This window comes from Micrococcus sp. (assembly GCF_034179925.1).
GTDB lineage: Bacteria > Actinomycetota > Actinomycetes > Actinomycetales > Micrococcaceae > Micrococcus.
Genome location: NZ_JAXFPG010000037.1, coordinates 1 through 19,044 on the forward strand (window position 1 = coordinate 1; position 19,044 = coordinate 19,044).

Annotated in this window: 16 protein-coding genes; 2 read left to right on the plus strand and 14 right to left on the minus strand. The window is 72.5% G+C overall.

Going from position 1 to position 19,044, the window contains the following annotated elements; translation table 11 throughout:
* Positions 1 to 2,336: 2,336 nt before the first annotated feature.
* From wecC to coaD, 10 genes are all read right to left on the minus strand, one after another.
* On the minus strand, positions 2,337 to 3,578 hold the full coding sequence (wecC, locus tag SPI96_RS07190; protein ID WP_321081689.1) for a UDP-N-acetyl-D-mannosamine dehydrogenase: 1,242 nt from the start codon (positions 3,576 to 3,578) through the stop codon (positions 2,337 to 2,339).
* A 124-nt stretch (positions 3,579 to 3,702) separates the two neighbouring features.
* Positions 3,703 to 5,487: a glycosyltransferase gene (locus tag SPI96_RS07195; RefSeq protein ID WP_321081690.1), complete on the minus strand. Its 1,785-nt coding sequence runs from the start codon at positions 5,485 to 5,487 to the stop codon at positions 3,703 to 3,705.
* A complete protein-coding gene (locus SPI96_RS07200) occupies positions 5,484 to 6,686 on the minus strand; it encodes a glycosyltransferase family 4 protein (protein WP_321081691.1) in 1,203 nt (400 codons plus the stop codon). Before SPI96_RS07200 ends, SPI96_RS07195 begins: the two co-directional genes overlap by 4 nt.
* Positions 6,676 to 7,884, minus strand: a complete 1,209-nt coding sequence (locus tag SPI96_RS07205; RefSeq protein WP_321081692.1) for an LCP family protein — start codon at positions 7,882 to 7,884, stop codon at positions 6,676 to 6,678. The genes SPI96_RS07200 and SPI96_RS07205 overlap by 11 nt, the downstream gene beginning before the upstream one ends.
* Complete coding sequence (mutM, locus tag SPI96_RS07210) at positions 7,881 to 8,828, minus strand: bifunctional DNA-formamidopyrimidine glycosylase/DNA-(apurinic or apyrimidinic site) lyase (protein ID WP_321081693.1); 948 nt, start codon at positions 8,826 to 8,828, stop codon at positions 7,881 to 7,883. The genes SPI96_RS07205 and mutM overlap by 4 nt, the downstream gene beginning before the upstream one ends.
* A gap of 4 nt (positions 8,829 to 8,832) precedes the next feature.
* Entirely contained in the window at positions 8,833 to 9,564 is a 732-nt protein-coding gene (rnc, locus tag SPI96_RS07215) for a ribonuclease III (protein WP_321081694.1), read from the minus strand.
* A gap of 1 nt (position 9,565) precedes the next feature.
* Positions 9,566 to 9,769, minus strand: coding sequence for a 50S ribosomal protein L32 (gene rpmF, locus SPI96_RS07220; RefSeq protein ID WP_321081695.1), 204 nt, complete (start codon positions 9,767 to 9,769; stop codon positions 9,566 to 9,568).
* Positions 9,770 to 9,771: 2 nt separating this feature from the next.
* The gene (locus SPI96_RS07225; RefSeq protein WP_321081696.1) at positions 9,772 to 10,344 is read right to left on the minus strand and encodes a YceD family protein; all 573 of its coding nucleotides are present in this window, start codon (positions 10,342 to 10,344) and stop codon (positions 9,772 to 9,774) included.
* Between the two features lie 177 nt (positions 10,345 to 10,521).
* Positions 10,522 to 11,436: a UTP--glucose-1-phosphate uridylyltransferase GalU gene (gene galU, locus SPI96_RS07230; RefSeq protein WP_321081697.1), complete on the minus strand. Its 915-nt coding sequence runs from the start codon at positions 11,434 to 11,436 to the stop codon at positions 10,522 to 10,524.
* A gap of 83 nt (positions 11,437 to 11,519) precedes the next feature.
* Positions 11,520 to 11,999: a pantetheine-phosphate adenylyltransferase gene (gene coaD, locus SPI96_RS07235; protein ID WP_321081698.1), complete on the minus strand. Its 480-nt coding sequence runs from the start codon at positions 11,997 to 11,999 to the stop codon at positions 11,520 to 11,522.
* Between the two features lie 129 nt (positions 12,000 to 12,128).
* Here coaD and SPI96_RS07240 point away from each other — a divergent pair, with 129 nt between their 5' ends.
* Positions 12,129 to 13,319 carry an aminotransferase class I/II-fold pyridoxal phosphate-dependent enzyme gene (locus SPI96_RS07240; protein ID WP_321081699.1) on the plus strand — a complete coding sequence of 397 codons (1,191 nt, stop codon included), beginning with the start codon at positions 12,129 to 12,131 and terminating at the stop codon, positions 13,317 to 13,319.
* A gap of 10 nt (positions 13,320 to 13,329) precedes the next feature.
* Here SPI96_RS07240 and rsmD read toward each other — a convergent pair whose 3' ends face one another.
* From rsmD to SPI96_RS07260, 4 genes are read right to left on the minus strand one after another with little or no spacing between them, the layout of a single operon-like run.
* Positions 13,330 to 13,893 carry a 16S rRNA (guanine(966)-N(2))-methyltransferase RsmD gene (gene rsmD, locus SPI96_RS07245; RefSeq protein WP_321081700.1) on the minus strand — a complete coding sequence of 188 codons (564 nt, stop codon included), beginning with the start codon at positions 13,891 to 13,893 and terminating at the stop codon, positions 13,330 to 13,332.
* Between the two features lie 19 nt (positions 13,894 to 13,912).
* Positions 13,913 to 16,171, minus strand: a complete 2,259-nt coding sequence (locus SPI96_RS07250) for an ATP-dependent DNA helicase RecG (protein ID WP_414601927.1) — start codon at positions 16,169 to 16,171, stop codon at positions 13,913 to 13,915.
* Positions 16,161 to 17,234 (minus strand): DAK2 domain-containing protein, encoded by a 1,074-nt coding sequence (locus SPI96_RS07255; RefSeq protein ID WP_321081701.1) that lies wholly within the window; start codon positions 17,232 to 17,234, stop codon positions 16,161 to 16,163. The genes SPI96_RS07250 and SPI96_RS07255 overlap by 11 nt, the downstream gene beginning before the upstream one ends.
* Positions 17,231 to 18,352: an LCP family protein gene (locus SPI96_RS07260; RefSeq protein ID WP_321081702.1), complete on the minus strand. Its 1,122-nt coding sequence runs from the start codon at positions 18,350 to 18,352 to the stop codon at positions 17,231 to 17,233. The genes SPI96_RS07255 and SPI96_RS07260 overlap by 4 nt, the downstream gene beginning before the upstream one ends.
* 194 nt (positions 18,353 to 18,546) lie before the next feature.
* Here SPI96_RS07260 and SPI96_RS07265 point away from each other — a divergent pair, with 194 nt between their 5' ends.
* Complete coding sequence (locus SPI96_RS07265; protein ID WP_321081703.1) at positions 18,547 to 19,008, plus strand: DUF3515 family protein; 462 nt, start codon at positions 18,547 to 18,549, stop codon at positions 19,006 to 19,008.
* Positions 19,009 to 19,044: the final 36 nt, after the last annotated feature.

A 19,044-nucleotide genomic window follows, 5' to 3' on the forward strand; every position in this document is an offset into this window, starting at 1 on the left:
TCAAGTGCACATTAATCATCACACCAGATACCTTCTGGTGTATGTCAGGGAAATGGGGGAATCATAGAGTTGACATATATACATGTTAGACTTTACAGCCCAGTGCACATAATACTTGTTACTTTTTCAGGACACATGAGATCCCTCATATCTCTCTCATAATTACTCTCTTAGCATTATGCTTTTAAAGATTTGCACAACACCGTCTTTAAGATAGGAAGAGTGCAAGGATCAGTTTTCCCGGGTGTGTTTGCCAGCATTAACTGCTTACAAGATACGAGTAAGGCAGGCCGCACACCCAGGAACACTGTTCATTGTACCAGGCTACTGCAGCAGGGTTTTCTTAAAACCCATACATCCTGTATCACTCAAAAAGTACTGTAATGAACACTATAGTACCAGTGTGCCAGTGTGCAAGTGTGCCAGACTCGCCTATACCCTTCCTGTGGATGATATAATGCAGGTCTGATACACAAGAACTCCATGATGTCTGTCATTAAGATGGAGGGGTCATCAACATACAAATTGAAACACTTGCCTTTATCCTGATTCAGACGCCATATTTCTAGATCCCAAGAAGTATAAACTTTATTTTGAACTAACCCCTGTGTAGTACAACAGAATGGCCTGCTCTCTATTCCTTGTAAACTGCAGAATAGTGTGGGACACACACAAAGTTTCCACAAGCTATCTTCTCATTGTGCAGCCACTCTCTTCTCCTTCTGCAATGCATGCATGTGTGGGTATACGTCACAGAGTTGTCCATACACAGTACCTATAGGGCTCATACTCACAGAGGAACTACTCCCGGTGCCCACCTACATCACACTCTCACCCATGATCAAATGTCAACAATGCTTTTCTGAAACAGCTGTCAAGGCCATCGCAGCGTGGGTGTGTGCAGTTTGTGACTAGAGTGCTCTCCCATTATTGCCCGGATCAATAGAGGCCACGTCATTTGATCCCTCACATCTGAATCTCTTACTAGAAAGCATATACACAATAGCAGCTTCTAGACAGGGTCCTGGGACTGTCTTGGTTCCAATGACTGAGACCCTTCCTTACATGCAGCACCTCCTCGGGGCGTCCAAATTGATACTTCAATGTAAATGTAAACAGTAGGTGACAACTCCCCGCGAGGAAAGATGGGCTGGACCCCCGTTGAATGTACACACGGGCCTGCCTTAGATTGTCTTTCTTAAAGGCATTGGGTTATAAGGGCTCTACTGGTATAGGCCCTGCATGTTAGGCAGTCAGGCCTCTGACTGATTCACCAGTTAGGCGCTACTATTTTGAAGGTGCCTAGCTAAGGGGGTAGTTTTGCAATCACTCAGTGAAGTCTGGCGCGGGTCCGGAGGCTCCCATCTGGGTGCGTGTTAAGGGTGGAATTATTCATATAGAACTAAAAGGTGGGGAGCGGTTCCCGGTTTTGAAACCGTTTGGGAAACTGAGATTTCCGCTTAAAAGTAGGCGGGAAAGGAGTTGGGACTTCCTACAGACTTCAGAAGGGTACACCGCCTAACCTCGGGAGACTTAGTCACTGGAGCTGCCTAGAAGCTCCTAGAACTCACGGGGGACCGGTGAGTATCCTGAGCCCCTCCCCGGGGAAAAAGAATATTAATAATCGGACACGGTTTGCACGCGTGGGTTTATAGGCACCGTGGATGGAATAGAGTAGTAATATAGAGTTGGATCCAGCGTTCCCTTCTCTATCCTTTCTCTTCTATGTAGGTAAAATCCATCGGATCCCCAGATGAGCCGCACCCCGTCCGTGTGAGTCACGATACGGGGGAGGGCTCACTGAGAACTTCGGTTTAGTTCCTGTTTCCTGCTTGTCGCAGAACAGACTATAGACTCCACGGCCGCGCAGATCCTCGGCGTTATGGACCCGAACTTGGACATTACATGACTCCCTGAGGTGGGTGTAAGTAAGCGAGCGATTTACAGTCGTTAGTGTTTACATCTCCTCCGCTTGTCCCGAGTTAAGGGAAGCGACCTAGACAGTAGAACTAGATCCCTTAGTTCCTCATTTCTCCCATCCTCTCCTCGTATCGATTCACCCCGCTAGGGGAAAGGGAGGGGAAAACTAGGGAGGGTCCCGCGCCTTTCCTCCCTCCTCCGAGGCCATCCACCTATTCACACAAACCCCGCCCCCTATGCGACGGTCGACCTGACTAGGCTCCACCTCCTCGAAAATATTTCGGTCGCCACGCGACGCTTCTCCCCCCCCCCCCGGGGGGGGGGGGGGGGGGGGGGCGGGGGGGGGGGGGGGGGCCCCGGGGCGGCGGGGGGGGGGGCGCGCCCCCCCGCCCCCCCCGTCTCATGGGGTCATCCGGTCAGCGCCACTGGCCCCGGGTGTCGATGACGCGCTTGCCCTCAGTGCTCGCACCGAGGTCGCGGAAGGCGTCGTGGTCCACGAGCAGCAGGATGACGTCGGCCTCGGCGACGGCCTCCTCGGCGGAGACCATGCGCACGTTCTCCTTGCCCTGGAGCTTGGCCGGCAGCTCCTCCACGTGCGGCTCGGCCACCAGCACGGTGGAACCGGAGAACTGGTCGGCCAGGTCCACGGCGATGTTCAGGGCCGGGGACTCGCGCAGGTCGTCGATGTTCGGCTTGAACGCCAGACCCAGGGCGGCGACGACGGGCGCGCGGCCGGTCTCCTGCTGGACGTCGAACGCGGCGGCCTTGGCCTGGTCGATGACCCACTGCGGCTTGGCGTCGTTGATCTCGCGGGCGGCGCGGATGATCCGGGCGGTCTGCGGTGCGGCATCGACAATGAACCACGGGTCCACGGCAATGCAGTGCCCGCCCACGCCCGGGCCGGGCTGGAGGATGTTCACGCGCGGGTGGTGGTTGGCCAGCTCGATGAGCTCCCACACGTCGATGCCCTGCTCGGCGCAGATCAGGGACAGCTCGTTGGCGAAGGCGATGTTGACGTCGCGGAAGGAGTTCTCCACGAGCTTGGCCATCTCGGCGGTGCGGCAGTCGGTCAGCAGGATCTCGCCCTCGCAGAAGGTCTGGTACAGCTGCTTGGCGCGCTGGGCGGCCTCGGGGGTGGAACCGCCGACGATGCGGTCGTTGGTGACCAGCTCGACCATCACGCGGCCCGGCAGCACGCGCTCGGGGCAGTGCACGAAGTCCAGGGAAGCCTCGGCGAGGTCCGGGCGGGCCTGGCGGATCACGTCTGCCATGTGCTCGGTGGCGCCGGGGGGCGAGGTGGACTCGAGGATGACGAGCTCATCCCCGGTGAGCTGCGGGGCCAGGGCGCGGGCGGCGGCCTCGATGTAGGACAGGTCCGGGGCGTGGTCGCCCTTGAACGGGGTGGGCACGGCCACGATGTAGGCGTCCGCAGCGGGCGTCTCGAGGGAGGCGCTCAGACGGCCGGCCTCCACGTTGCGCTGGACGAAGTCAGCCAGATCGGGCTCGACGAAGGGCACGGTGCCGGCGTTGACGGCGTCCACGGTGCGCGTGCTGACGTCCACGCCGTGCACCCGCACGCCGTTCTCGGCCAAGATGGCGGCCGTCGGCAGGCCGATGTAGCCCAGGCCGATGACGGCGACGGTGGTGATCTCGGACATGCCAGACGCTCCTGCTGCTCGATGATGATGGCGGTCTGCACCCGGCTGCCGGGCCACGGCCGTGCGGGCCGTGGGGCGCCCGGCCGGGGTGCACCGGGGTCCAGCATAGTGAAAGCCGAGGCTCTCAGGCCGCTCCGGACACCGCCAGACGTGCATAGAGACGGTCGTAGGCCCGGGCGTCGGCCGCCCAGGTGCGGTGCTCGAGCACCCACTGCCGGGCGCGGCGGCCCAGATCTGCCCGCTGCCCGGGGTGCTCCAGCAGGTGGTCCACGGCCTCGGCCCAGGCCTGTGGATCGGAGGCCGGCAGGCACAGGCCCGTGACACCGTGCTCCACGATCTCCCGCAGGGCGGGCAGGTCCGAGACCAGCGTGGGGCGGGCGGAGGCCATGGCCTCCAGGGGCTTCATCGGGGTCACCGACCGGGTCACGCCGGTGTCCAGGCGAGGCACGCAGAACACGTCCAGCGCCCGGTGGGCCGCCGGGGCCAGCGAGCGGTCCAGGCGGCCGGGGGTGATCAGGCGGTCGGCCACCCCCAGCTCCTCAGCGAGCCGGCGCAGCCCCGGCAGGGCGGTGCCGTCGCCCACCACGAGCAGGCGCAGACGGGGCCGGCGCGGGGCCAGCAGGGCGAGCACACGCACGAGGTCGTGAAGGCCCTCGTAGGGCACCACGGAGCTGACGGTGCCGATCAGCTCGAGGTCCCGGTCCAGGCCGAGCCGGTCGCGGGCCGGGCCCTGGGGGGTCGGCTCGCCGAGGAAGGCACCGCCGACCCCATTGGGGCTGAGCACCACGGCGTCCGGGTCCGCCCCGGCCGCCACAAGCCGGGCGGCCATCTGCCGGCCCAGGGTCACGACGCCGTCCGCCCGGCGCACGGCCTCGTCCTCCCGCTCGGTGAACAGGCGGTACCGCTCGGACTCGACGGCCTCGGGGCCCCGGATGGAGGCCCAGGTGTCCGCCAGCTGCCCGCGCACCTCGTAGACCCACGGGATCCCCACGGCCTCGGCGACCTCCGCGACCACGGCCGCGTTCACCCAGTGCGTGGTGGTGTGCAGCACGGCCGGGCGCACCCGCAGCACGAGCTCCAGCAGCATCCGGGCGTGCTGGCCCAGGCGCCGGTCCATGCCCGGGGCCAGCCGGCGCGGCAGCAGCCGGTGGTAGCGGATCCCGTCCACCTCGTCGACCCCGGCGGCGTGGAGCACCCCGGTCTGGACGGGCCAGCCCAGCCGTGTCACGGCCTCCACGTGCCAGCCCTCGTCGCGCAGGGCGAGCATCAGGCTGTGGCTGCGCTGGGCGTAGCCGGAGCCGGTGTGCGGCAGGGAGTTGGTGAGCACGTGCAGGGCCGTCCGGGGCCGCGGGGTGTACCCGAGGCAGCGGCGGCGGTCAGCGGGCTCGAGCAGGTGCACTCCCCCGGCCAGCGCCCGGCGTTCGGCGGCCAGGCGGGCACGCAGCCGGCCGGCCCGGCCCGTGTCCGGGAGCACCTCCACGGCCTGGCGCATACGGCCGTGGTGCCAGTGCCAGCGGGCCAGTGCCTCGGCACGCCCGGGGGCGTCCTCCGGCACGGAGGCCAACAGGTCCCCGGCGGCCTCGGCGTCGCCCCCGGCCAGCAGGACGTCGGCCAGGCGTACCCGGGTGCGGTCCGACGCTCCGCGGGCCAGGGCCCGCTCCACCCGCGCGTGCAACTGTGCGTCCCGCCCGGCGGCGGCATGCCCGGCGGCGGCGGGCACGTCCGCGAGCCGGCCGGGCAACGCACCCAGGGCGCTGCCGGCACGCATCCGGGCCGGCAGCGGCAGGCGGCGGCTCACCTGGAGTCCGAGCACCACGGGGTCGTCGAGCACATGGTCGGCCACCGTCCGGGCCACCAGGGGGATGTTGGCCGCCGCACGGGCCAGTCGGCGGATGCGTCCTGCGGTCATCGGGTCCCTCTCCTCCGGCGGTACGGATGGTCTCGGTCGGCCAGGTCGGTCAGCAGGCGCAGGTAGCCCTCGGAGGTCCTGCGCAGGTTCCCGTGCCGGCGTGCCCAGTCCCGGCCGGCATCGCCGACGTCGGTCCGGGTGGGGTCCGCCGCCAGCGCGGCCAGATGGTCGGCGAGGTCCTGCACGGTGGGGCCCACGACGTCGCCGGCGCGGGCGTCCTCCACGATGCGGGCCGCCTCCCCGGTGACCTGGGCGGTGAGGTGCCGGCCGGTGGCCAGGGCCTCGTACGTCTTGGAGGGCACGGTGTGCCGGAAGCTGGGCCAGTCCGGGCGCAGGGTGACCACCAGCGTGTCCGCCCAAGCGTGCTGGGCGGCGACAGCCTCGCCCACCACCGGCCCGAGGATCTCGGCGGGCTCGCCGAGGCGGGCATTGAGGGCCTCCAGCTCCGGGCGACGGGTGCCCTCACCGACCAGGCGGACCTGCACGCCCGGGGCCGTGCGGCGCAACAGCGCGGCAGCCTCCACGAGCCGCTCCAGCCCCTGACTCTCCCCCATGTTGCCCAGGTAGAGCACGTGCAGCTCACCGGGGGCGCGGCGGCGGGCCGGCGCCCGGGGCACACGGTCCACATGGACCCCGTTGGGCAGGGTCACGGCCTCGCGGACCCCTCGCGAGCGCAGGATCGCGGCGAAGCCCTCGGTGACGGTCACCACGACGTCCGCAGCACGCTGGCCACCGGAGACGACCCGCTCCATCGCCGCACCGAGCGGACCGCGGTGCACGCCGGCCTCCCGGGCGAGATCCGGCCAGGCGTCGCGCATCTCGACCACCAGGGGGCGGCGGTGGGCCGCGGCCAGGGCCTGGCCGGCCACGACCACCGGCAGGGCGGGCACGGTGGCGACCACCACATCCGGGCGCGGGGCGCACAGTCCACGGGGCACGGCCAGCAGCGCGTGCAGCACGGCATGGGCGAAGCGACCGTTGCGGCCGCCGGCCTCCGAGGCCGGGCGGGGGGTGGGCAGGATCCGTTCACCGTCCTCACCGCGGCGGGGGCGCCAGCCCCCGGGGGCGACGACGTCCACCTCCCAGCCGTGGGCGCGCAGGACGTGCACGATCCCACCCCAGCGCCGGGCCGGCGGGGTGCGCTCGGGACGGTAGGAGTGGGTCACCAGCAGTAGGCGGCGGGGACGGTCAGCGGCCACAGGGATCCTCTCCGAGGGCACCGGTCGGCGCGGCGGGGGACGGCGGGAGCAGCGTGAGCACGGGGGCGGGCCCGGGGGCCGCCGGGGCGGCCGCCGCCGAGGGCCGGGAGCCGGCGTCCTCGTGGGCGCGCAGGTAGGCGGCGACGTCGTCGGCCCGGAGGGCGTCCCTGAGATCCGCGACGGCGGCCTCGTCCAGCTGGACGATCGCCTCACCGGTGTCCGAGTAGCCGAAGCCGGCCCGGGGCACCGTGAACATGTGCACGTCCGCGCCGCGGATATCCCGCAGCTGCCAGGCCAGGGAGGCGATCGCGGCGGAGTCGAGGCCGGGGTCCGTGGTGAGGTGCTCGGCGAACGTGCCGACCACCTCCTGGGTGCGTCCCGGGTCCAGGAGCACGTCCGGGCTGAGGAAGCGGTCCACGGCGCCCAGCACGTACCGCTGCTGGTTCTGCACGCGGGAGACGTCGCCGTCGCCGAAGGCCTTGCGCTCGCGCACGTACCGCAGCGCGGCGGTGCCCTCCAGCAGGACCGGGCCGCGCGGGAAGAAGGAGGGGTTGCGCTGCCCGGAGGAGAACGCCGTCGGATTGCAGACCGGCACCCCACCGAGCACGTCCGTCACACTGCGGAAGCCCTGGAAGTCCGCCACCACGAGGTGGTTCACGGAGACGCCGAGCAGGTCCTCGACCGTCCGCACCGCCAGGGTGTGGCCCCCGCGCTCGATCGCGGAGTTGACCTTGCCCGGGCCGTGGCCGGGGATGTCGACCCAGGAGTCCCGCAGGATCGAGGCCACGTACACGGCCGAGCGGTCCTCGGGGATGTGCACGAGCATCATCGTGTCCGAGCGCTCCCCCATGTCTGCCACACCCTCGGCCGCCCGCGAGTCCGAGCCCAGCAGGAGGATGTCCACGGGGCCGCCGTCGCGGGGGGCCAGCGCGTCGACAGCCTCGGTGCGGTGGCGGGTGTCGAAGGTGTGGGCGAGCCAGGCGCCGTAGGCGCCCACCGTCCCCACCGCCAGCAGCAGGACTAGCCCCAGGCCCAGCAGGAGCCGGCGCAGGGGACGACGCCGCCGGGCCGGCCGGCGGTGCCCGGCCTCCCGCCGGGTGCTCGGCTGGGGTTCCGGGCCGGAGGGACCCGACCGGGGCTGCTCGGCGCGCTCAACGCCCCCGGGGTGCCCGGGGGTCCACGAGGGAGGCTGCGTCACGAGGGTTCCTTCCGGGCCGGTCCGCCCAGTCTAGGGACCCGGCGGCGCGGCCGGGGCTGGCACACCGGGCACAGGTGGGAGGCCCGGTTCATGAACGGCTCGCGCACGATCACCCCGGCTCGGCCTTCGGCGGCGCAGCGGCGGCAGGGCTGGCCCGTGCGCCCGTAGGCCTGGAGGGAGCGGGCGTGCTCGCCGGAGCGACCGTCCACGTTCACGTAGAGGGCGTCGAAGCTCGTGCCGCCGGCCTCCAGGGCCCGGCGCATGACCTCCTGCACGGCGGTGAGCACGGCGCGGGTCTGGGCGCGGGACATGCGCTCGGTGGGGCGCTCGGGGTGCACGCGGGCGGCCCACAGGGCCTCGTCGGCGTAGATGTTGCCGATGCCGGAGACGAGGCCCTGGTCCAGCAGGGCCCGTTTCACGGTGCTGCGGCGGCGCACGAGGCGGGCGTGCACGGCGTCGGGGTCGAAGGCCGGGTGGAGCGGGTCCAGGCCGAGGTGGGCCGCGGTGGAGGGCAGGGCTTCTCCTGTGGCCGGGTCGGTGACGAGGCGGTCGAGCCACCATCCGCCGAAGACGCGCTGGTCGGCGAACCGGAGCTCGGCGGCCTGCCCGCCCGGGGTGCGCACAGGAAGGCGCAGGCGCAGGTGGCGCGGGTCCGGTGTGCCGGGGGCATCCGCGCGCACCTGGCCGCTCATGCCCAGATGCACGACGACGGCCTCCTCCTCACCCTCCGCGCCCCGACCAGCCAAGGGGATCCAGAGGAACTTGCCCCGGCGGGCGGGCTCGGCGAGCCGGGCGCCGTCCAGGCGCTCGCGCAGCGCCTCGGGCCCGCCGGGGCTGCGGCGCAGGGAGCGGGCGTCCAGCACTTCCAGAGGCCCGGCCACCGCGGAGGCGACCCAGGGCGCCATGCCGCGGCGCACGACCTCGGCTTCAGGCAGCTCCGGCACGGGATCAGGCCCCCGGGCCGGCCAGGGCCTCCTCGAGGGCCGGCCAGCCCTCGGCGGCGGCGTCCCGCTCGGCCTGCTTCTTGGAGCCGGCCACGGCGGAACCGTAGGCGCGCCCGCCCACGGTGAGGGTGGCCCGGAAGCGCGGCTCGTGGGCCGGGCCCTGAGCCTCGATCTCGTACACGACGGGACCGGCGCCGTGCCGGGCGGCAGCCTCGGCGACGACCGTCTTCCAGTCCGTGCTCTCCCGCAGCAGGGCGGGCTCGGTGAGCAGGGGCACGACGTGCCGGTGCACGAGGGCCGCGGCAGCGGTGGCCCCGTGGTCTACGTAGACGGCACCGATCAGCGCCTCGAAGGTGTCCGCGAGGATCGAGTCCTTGTCCGCGCCGCCGGTGCGGGTCTCCCCCGTGCCGAGGCGGACGTGCTCACCCACGCCCACGCGGCGGGCCACGCGCGCGAGGGCGCGGGTGGACACGACGGCGGCCCGGCGCCGCGCGAGGTCACCCTCGGGCAGGTCCGGGTACGCCGCGTAGAGGTGGTCGGTCACCACGTAGCCGAGCACCGAGTCCCCGAGGAACTCGAGGCGCTCGTTGGTCGGCAGTCCCCCGTGCTCGTACGCGAACGAGCGGTGGGTGAGCGCCAGCTCAAGCGTGCCCGGGGTGATGTGAGCCCCGAGGCGCTCGAACAGCTCGGCGGGCTCCGGACGGGCCGGAGCCCGCCGGCTCTGGGGGGACGCCATCTCAGGCGTCGGCGACCTTGCGGCCCTTGTACTCGAAGAACAGGGGGGTGCCGGCGGCGTCGGTCTTCAGCTCGGCCTGGTGCGGCAGACGGTAGGAGACGCGGCCGTTCTCGACGGACTTGATCAGGGTCGGGGCCTCGGCCTTCCACTGGGAACGGCGGGCACGGGTGTTGGCACGGGACATCTTCCGCTTCGGGACTGCCACGACTATCTCTCTTCTGTCTCGGGGGTGGAGGTCTTCTCGGAGCCGGCGAAGGCGGCCAGGGCCGCCCAGCGCGGGTCCACGCGCTCGTGGGCGTGCCCGGCGGGCGCGTCCTCGAGGCGGATGCCGCAGTCGGGGCAGAGGCCCTGACAGTCCGGCCGGCAGAGCGGACGGAACGGCAGGGCGGGCACGACGGCGTCCCGGAACATGGGCTCCAGGTCGACGGTCTCGCGCTCCACGAGCGGCTGCTCCCCGTCGTCCTCGACGGACGGGTCGGTGAGGTACAGCTCCTGCAGGTCCACGGTGATCCCCTCGCGCAGCGGTGTCAGGCACCGACTGCACTCACCCTCCAGCTCCGCGTCCGCGGTGCCGGTGACGAGCACCCCCTCGTGGACGGACTCGAGCCGCAGCTCGAGCTCCACAGGGGCCCCCTCGGGGATGCCGAGCAGCGGGGTGGCCACGCCCGCGGGGGCGGGCCACTCGGCGTTCAGCAGGCGCTGGATCCCCGCCCCGCGCGCGAGATCACGCACGGAGACGATCCACGGGGAGTCAGATCCGTGGGACGAGGTGGTGCCCATGGCTGCTCCTCTCAGTGGACGTCGGCGGTCGGGGACGGTGAAGGGTCGGCCCGGGCAGGACATGGCCCGGCCAGGGTGGACCGACAATCCATCCTAGCGGGTGGGCCCCCACGGACCAAAGCGGCCCACCCAGGCCCCGCGCGCCGTCGTCGTGCAGGGCCCGGCCGGACCGGCCGCTCAGAGGTCGGCGGCGAAGTCCTTGAGCCAGTCGCGCAGCTGGCCGCCGAGCTCCGGGTGGGCGACGCCGAACTCCACGACCGCCTGCAGGTAGCCGAGCTTGTCACCGGTGTCGTACCGGCGCCCGTCGAAGACGACGGCGTGCACGCCGTGGCCCTCGCCCTCGCCCTGGGCGAGGGTCTGCAGGGCGTCGGTCAGCTGGATCTCCCCGCCTCGGCCGGGGGCCGTGTTCTCGAGCACCTCGAACACCTGCGGGGCGAGCACATAGCGGCCGATCACGGCCAGGCGGGAGGGGGCGTCCTCCCGGGCCGGCTTCTCCACCAGGCCCGTCACGCGCATGACGCCGGCCGCCTCGCCCTCGACCGGCTCGACGGCGGCCACCCCGTAGGAGGACACCGACTCCTCGGGCACCTCCATGAGGGCCACCACGGACCCGCCCAGGCGCTGCTGGACGTCGATCATGCGCTCGAGCAGATGCTCGTCGGCGCCGATGATGTCGTCCCCGAGCAGCACGGCGAACGGCTCGTCGCCGACGTGGCGGCGGGCGCAGGACACCGCGTGCCCGAGACCCAGCGCCTCCCCCTGGCGCACGTAGTGGATGTCCCCCACCAGGTCCGACTCGCGGATCAGGTCGATCCGGCGCTGGTCACCCTTGCGGGACAGGGTCGCCTCGAGGACGGGGTGGCGGTCGAAGTGGTCCTCGAGAGCGCGCTTGTTGCGGCCCGTGACCATCAGCACGTCCCCCAGCCCGGCCCGGACGGCCTCGGAGACCACGTACTCGATGGCCGGGCGGTCCACCACCGGCAGCATCTCCTTGGGCATGGCCTTGGTGGCCGGCAGGAAGCGGGTGCCCAGGCCGGCGGCGGGGATCACGGCCTTGCGAGTGCGGGGACGGGCGGAGACGGGCGCGGTCATCAGAGGACTCCTCGGATCGACGGTCGGGGTGGGGATGGGCGGGGAAGAGCGGGGGCGCCCGGTCGGGCGCGGTCGGCGGGGCCTCAGCCGGCCGCCGTGGCGTCCAACCGGGCCAGAACCTCGGCGGGCACGAACGGGGAGACGTCCCCGCCGAGCCCGTGGACCTCCTTCACGAGGGAGGAAGAGACCGCGGCCCAGCGGGGGTCGGCGGGCAGGTAGAGGGTCTCGACGCCGGTCAGGTGCCGGTTCATGGCGGCCATGGGCGCCTCGTACTCGAGGTCGGCGGCGTTGCGCAGGCCCTTGACGATCACCTGCGCGCCGATGTCCCGGCAGAAGTGCGCGATCAGCCCGGGGCCCAGGGAGCGCACCGTGACGTGCTCGACGCCGGCGAGGGCGGCCCGGACCAGGCCTACCCGCTCCGCGGCGGAGAAGCGGTACGACTTGCGGGGGTTGTCCGAGACCGCGACCACGACCTCGTCGTAGAGGGCGGCGGCACGGGAGATCACCTCCACATGACCGAGGTGAAGCGGGTCGAAGGACCCGGGACAGACGGCACGTCGCATGGACCCCAGACTATCCCATGCGCGCCCTGTGGGCCCGGGCCGGACGCCCCACGGTCCCATGCCGGGCCCGCATGACGCCCGAGGGCCCGGCCCCGCCCGCGCGTCCGGGCCCGGCGGTACAGTGCGGCCATGGAAGGCCAGACCGCACCCGCCCCGCCCTCGCCCGTGTCCTGTTCCCCCACGGTCTTCGAGACCATGACCGAGCTGGCGGCGCGCCACGGCGCCGTCAACCTCGGCCAGGGCTTCCCCGACGCCGACGGCCCCGCCGAGCTGCTGCGCCGAGCCGCGGACGCCGTGCTCACCGGGCCCAACCAGTACGCCCCCGGGCGGGGACGCCCGGACCTGCGCGCCGCCGTCGCCGAGGACCGCCGACGCCGCTGGGGCGTCGAGGAGGACCCGGACACCCAGGTGCTGGTCACCACGGGCGCCACCGAGGCGATCGCCGCCGTCGTGCTCTCCCTCGTCCGCCCCGGGGACGAAGTGGTGACCGTCGAGCCGTTCTACGACTCCCACGCGGCCTCCATCGCGATCGCCGGCGGCCGGCACGTGAGCGTGCCCGTGCACCCGCCGCACTTCCTCCCGGACCTCGAGGACCTCGCCGCCGCGTTCACGGACCGCACCCGCCTGCTGATCCTCAACACCCCCCACAACCCCACCGGCGCCGTGTACCCGCGGGAGCTGCTCGAGGACGCAGTGCGCCTGTGCCGCGAGCGCGGGGTGCCGATCCTCTCCGACGAGGTCTACGAGCACCTCGTCTACGAGGGCGAGCACGTGACGCTGCGCTCACTGCCCGGGGCGGAGGAGATCGCGCTGACGGCCTCCGGGGCGGGCAAGGCGTTCGCGGTGACCGGGTGGAAGGTCGGCTGGCTCACCGGCCCGGCGGAACTGGTGGCGGCCGCCCGAGCCGTCAAGCAGTTCCTGACCTTCTCCTCCGGTGGCGCATTCCAGCAGGCGGTGGCCGGGTTCCTGCCCACCGCCGCGGCCCAGGAGCACCTGGACGGCCAGCGCGAGCGCTACCGGCAGGCTCGCGACGTGCTCGTGGACGGACTGCGCGCGGTGGGCCTGGACCCGGTGGTCCCGGCGGCCGGCTACTTCGTGGTGGTGGATCTCTCCCCGTGGGGCGTGACCGACGCCCAGCGGGCAGCCGTGGAGTGGACGGAACGGGCCGGGGTCACCGGGATCCCGGTGAGCGCGCTCTGCCGGCCCGAGGGCGGGCACCTGCGCTCGTGGCTGCGGCTGGCCTTCTGCAAGGACCCGGCCGTGGTGCGCGAGGGCATGGACCGGCTCGCCGCCCACGCGGACGCGCTGCGAGCGGGCTGAGCAGGCCGGTTCAGCGCTCGTCCTGCCACAGGTGCACGGCGGTCTCACCGTAGCGGCGGACGTCCACCACCTCGAGCCCGTCGGGCCGCTGCGGGTCCGGGTCACGGGCCGAGCGCTCCAGCACCATGAGCCCACCCGGGCTGAGGCGGGCGGCCGCGGCGGCGAGCACCGCGTGGAAGGCCGGCCCGGACTCCGGGTACGGCGGGTCCGCGAGGATCAGGTCCACGGGCGCGCCCGGGGCGGCGAGGGCCTGCTCCACCGATCCGGCGCGGACACGCACCACCGTCCGCCCCAGGGCGGTGTTGACGGCGGCGGCGTTGGCCCGGCAGGCCTCCACGGCCCGGCGGGAGCGCTCCACCAGCAGCACCGAGGCCGCGCCCCGGCTGGCGGCCTCGCACCCCAGGGCCCCGGAGCCGGCGTAGAGATCCAGGACGGCGGTGCCCGCCAGCCAGTCACGGGCCTCAAGCCAGGAAAACAGGGCCTCCTTGACACGGTCCGTGGTGGGGCGGGTGCCCGTGCCGGGGACCGACCGCAGCCGGTGGCCGGCGGCGGCGCCGGCGATCACACGGGACATGCTGCGCTCCTGACCATGGTCATCCCTTCTCCAGGTAATCGGCGGCGGTGACGTGCTCCGCCTCCCAGCGTGCCACCTCCGCGGCGAGCACGGGGTGCGCCGAGAGCCCGGGCCCCTCGGCCATGATCGCCTCCACCGCCTGCGCGGCCACGGCGACCACGCCGGCGTCGTGGATCACGTCCACGTGGCGCAGTCCGGAGACCAGCCCGGACTGCGCGGCTCCGAGCACGTCCCCGACCCCGCGGGCGGCAAGGTCCTCCTGGGCGATCCGCATGCCGTCCTGGGTCTGCTCGAGCACCTCGAGCCGGGCGAGGGAGGGGTGCCCGTCGGGCAGGCGGGTGACCAGCAGGCACACGGCCGCCTCGGAGCCGCGGCCCACCCGGCCGCGCAGCTGGTGCAGGGTGGACAGGCCGAAGTCGTCGGCGTCGAGCACCGCCATCACGGTGGCGTTGGGCACGTCCACCCCGACCTCCACGACCGTGGTCGCCACGAGCACGTCGACCTCGCCGCGGGCGAAGCCGCGCATCGCCTCGTCCTGCTCGGCCTGGTCCATGCGGCCGTGGACCTCGCCGATGCGGATCCCCGCCAGCACCGGCAGCGCCCGCAGCCGAGGGGCCATCTCGACGACGTTCGCGTGGCCGGGATCGGCGTCGTCCGGGTCGATGCGCGGGCACACCACGAACGCCTGGCGCCCGGCCCCCACATGCTCGGCGATCAGCTCCCAGACCCGGGCGATGACCCGGGGGCCGTGGGCCATGCGCGCCACATGCGTGGCCACCGGCTGACGCCCCGAGGGCAGCCCGCGCAGCACGGACAGGTCGAGGTCCCCGAACACCGTCATCGCCACCGAGCGGGGAATGGGGGTGGCGGACATGACCAGCAGGTGCGTGCCCGGGTTGGCCCGGCGCAGGGCCTGGCGCTGGTCCACGCCGAAGCGGTGCTGCTCGTCCACCACGGCCAGGCCGAGCTCGGCGAAGCCCACGCTCTGGGACAGCAGCGCATGCGTGCCCACCGCGATGCCCGCCTGCCCCGAGGCCAGGGCGAGCAGGGCCCGGCGGCGCTCGGCGGTGCGCTGCGAGCCGGTCACCAGGACCACCTCGGTGCTGAGCCCGGACTCGGCGGCCCGGCCCGCCCCGAGGGGGCCGCCCAGGGTGTCGTCGGCCACGAGCGGGCCCATCAGGGTGCGCAGGGCACGGTGGTGCTGAGCGGCGAGCACCTCGGTGGGGGCCACCAGGGCGGCCTGCCCGCCGGCGTCGACCACTTGGAGCATGGCCCGCAGCGCCACGAGAGTCTTGCCCGCGCCCACGTCGCCCTGCAGCAGTCGGCTCATGGGGGCGGTGCCGGCCAGGTCCCGGGCGATGGTCTCGCCGACCTCCACCTGGCCCTCGGTGAGCTCGAAGGGCAGGCGGGCGTCCAGGGCCTCCAGCAGCCCCCCGGGCACCCGGGGGCGGGCGACGGCGGCCACCGCCTTCTCCTGGGAGCGCCGCCAGGCGAGGGCAGCCTGCACCACGAGCGCCTCCCGCAGGGCCAGGGCCAGGCGGGCCGGGCCGGTGTCGGCGATGCGGTCCGGCGCGTGGAGGGACCGGTAGGCCCCCGCGGTGCCGGACAGGGCGGGGCCGAGCACCTGGGCGGCCCGGGCGCGCACGGGCCCGGTGAGCAGCTCGGGGACCTCCTCCAGGGGGACGGTCTCGAGCACGCGCTGCACCGCCGAGCGGATCGTCCAGCTGGGCAGGCGCCCGGTGGCGGGGTAGATCGGCACGGGGCGGGTGTCGACCTCCCCGGGGGCGACGTCATCGTCCAGGAGGGCGAAGTCCGGGTTGTTCAGGGTGATGCGGCCCCGGTAGAGGCTCGTGCGGCCCTGGAACATGGCGGTGACGCCGGGGGCCAGGCGGCGGCGGGCGTCGTGGCCGTTGAAGAACGCCATGGCCAGGCGCGCCCCGGGCACGCCCGCCACGGAGGGGTCCGCCACCGTGACGTCCACGATGAACCCGCCCCGGGAGCGCATCCGACGGGTCTCGACGGACTCCACCCGGGCGACCACCGTGACCTCCGCGTCCACGGGCAGGGTGAGGATGGGGGTCAGCTCGCCGCGTTCCACCCAGCGCCGCGGAGTGTGGTCCAGCAGGTCCCCCACCGTGACGAGCCCGAGCTCCTTCTCGAGCCGTGCGGGCAGGCGGCCGTCCAGCACCTCGGCCAGCGGCAGGTCCAGCGGGCTGCGCTCGGCGGCCGCGCCCGCCTGAGCCGCCGCGCGGGCCGTCGGGTCGGGCTCAGCGCCCACGCCCACTCCCCGTGTCGGGGCTAGTGCCGGCGCTCTCGGGCGAGGCCACGCCGTGGCGGTGGTCGGTGTCGGTCAGCGCGGTGACCGCCACCTGCTCGGGCCGGCCGGAGGCAGCGATCACGTCCAGGGCCTCCTGCGCCTGGGGCACGTGCACGTGCACCCGCCACGGCACCAGCCCGTCCGCATCCGGGGTGCGCGAGGCCGGGGCGAGGATGACGGCGTCGCCGACCTGCTCGAGGGCCCGGCGCACCGACGCGGCCCCCACCGGGGTCAGGCGCACCGTGCACATCACCTCGACGCCGGCCTCGGGGCCCGGGCCGTCGGCGTCCTCCGCGGTCCGCCCCTCCGGGGCCGGGCGGGCGGGGCCGTCGGCGTAGCCGTGCAGCCGGGCGGCGAGGTCTTCGTCCACCGGGGCCCCGGCCAGCGTGGCCCGCAGCGCCTCGAGGGTCCACAGCACGCCCACCGCCCCGGCGTCCACGACGCCGGCCCGGCTCAGCGGCGCCAACAGGGACTCGGTCTCGGCCACCGCTTGCAGGGCCTCGCCCACGGTCGCCGCGGCCGCCTCGGCCGGGGTGCGACCGGCCTGCGCCGCCCGGGTCAGGGTGTCCGCCGCGACGGTCAGGACCGAGAGGATCGTCCCCTCGCGGGGGTCGGAGAGGGCCCGGCGGGCGGCGGTGTCGGCTCCCCGCGCGGCGGCGGCGAGGTCCACCGTCGTCAGGGCCGCGACCCCCGCCAGGGGCGGGGCCAGCCCGTCCAGGGCGACCGCCAGCAGGGTGCCCGAGTTCCCCCGGGCGCAGTCCAGCGCGGCCCGGCCGGCGCCGTCGAGCACGGCCCCCAGATCCGCCGGGGTCCCCTCGGCCAGCACGGCCCGGGCGCCCTCGGCGGCCGCGGTGAGTGTGGCGAGCATGTTCGAACCGGTGTCCGCGTCCGCCACCGGGAACACGTTCATGCGGTCCAGCCGGGGCGCGGCCCCACGCAGCAGCTCCTGCGCGCACTCGAGCCAGCGCAGGGCCCAGCGGCCGTCGAGGGAGCCGGCGGGCGGGCGCGTCCGTGCCGGGCTCATCCGTCCTGCCCGGTGCGGATCTCCTTGCCGATCCGGCGGATCCCGGCCCAGTCCGGGAACACGACGTCCTGGTCGTCCGCGGTGGTGCCCACGCCCAGGCTCGGCAGGGTGGAGGTCTCGATGGGGGCCGAGCGGGCGTCCCGCAGATCCCACACGAGGGCGGCCAGGGACAGCGAGTCCAGCGAGTCGTCCAGGGTCAGGAACGGGGCGAAGGTCTGCACGGACTCCTGGACCCGGCCCGGGTTGGCCAGGGTGTCCATGGACACGGCCTTCTGGATGATCGCGGTGACCAGGCGCTGCTGGTTCTCCACGCGGTCGAAGTCGCTGCGGGGCAGGTTGTAGCGCTCACGGGCGTAGGCCAGGGCCGCCTCGCCGTCCAGGGTCACGGCCCCCTGCGGGAAATCGTGCCCGCCCATGTGCCCGGAGTGGAAGGCGCGCGGGTTCTGCACGGTCACCCCGCCCAGGGCGTCCACGAGGCCCTGGAAGCCGGCCATGTCCACGGCGATCACGTGGTCCACCCGCGCCTGCAGCATGTTCTCCGCGGTGGAGACCGTCAGGGGCACACCGCCGTAGCGGTAGGCGGCGTTGACTTTGGCGTCCCCGTGGCCGGGGATCGGCACCCAGAGGTCGCGCATGATGGACATGACCTTCACCTCGGAGCGGTCCCCGGGCACGTGCACCCACATGAGCGTGTCCGAGCGGCCCGCCTCATCGCGACCCTCGATGCCGGAGTCCTCGCCGACGAGCAGGACGTCCACCGCCTGGGTGTCCAGCTGCCCGTCCGAGCAGGGGGCCTCCGGGCCCAGGACGCCGGCCTGGGCCGGATCCTGCCCGGGGGCCGGGGCGGTGGGCGTGGCGAGCAGGCCGGAGGCCGAGCCGTCGGCACCGCAGCCGTCCTCGCCCGGGCGCATACTCTCGGCGGGGAAGGCCCCCGAGGGGAAGCGCTCCACGCCCTCGTCCACGGCACGGCTCAGACCGCCCAGGAATACGGCGACGGCCACGACGACCGCCAGCAGCAGGGCCAGCAGCACCGCCAGCAGGATCAGCAGCGGACGACGACGACGCTGCGGTCGCGCAGAGCGGGAGCCGTGGGCACGGGGTGCCTCGGGTGCAGTCATGGGTGCCGGTCCTCCTGGCCTGGGGATGCCGGGGCGACCCCGGCTGTGTCCCGTCCATGCTAGGCCACCACCCCGACGCGACAGCGCCGCGCGCGTATCCTGACCGGATGGAGCCCCCGACCCCCACCGCCTCCCGCCAGCCGCGCCCTGCGACTTCTGTCCCGAGCGCACAGGACCCCCGGACGCCGAGGACCATGCGCACGGCCGGGGTGCTGGCCGCCGTCGTGCTCACCGCCACGGGCTGCGCCGGGCGCGTGGCCACGGTGGAGCCGGCCCCACACGCGACGGACCCGGCCTGTGCCCCCGCCATGCTGGCCATGCCGGACGCCCTCGGCGACCACGCCCTGCGCCCCACCGACAGCCAGGCGACCGCCGTGTGGGGCGAGCCGGCCGCCGTCGTGCTGCGCTGCGGCGTCCAGCCGCCCGGGCCGACCACCGACCGGTGCATCGCAGCCGACGGCGTGGACTGGGTGGTGCGCGAGGAAGAGGACCGCTGGCGGCTCACCACCTACGGTCGCACCCCGGCCGTGGAGGTGCTGCTCTCCCAGACGGCCGTGTCCTCGGACACCGTCATGGCCGGGCTGGCCTCCGCGGTGGAGCGGATCCCGGCCGCGCGCGGCTGCGTGGGCCTGTCCGACGCCGCACCCGTGGGCTGAGGCCGGCGCCGCTGCAGCACGCTCCGTGCAGGCTGA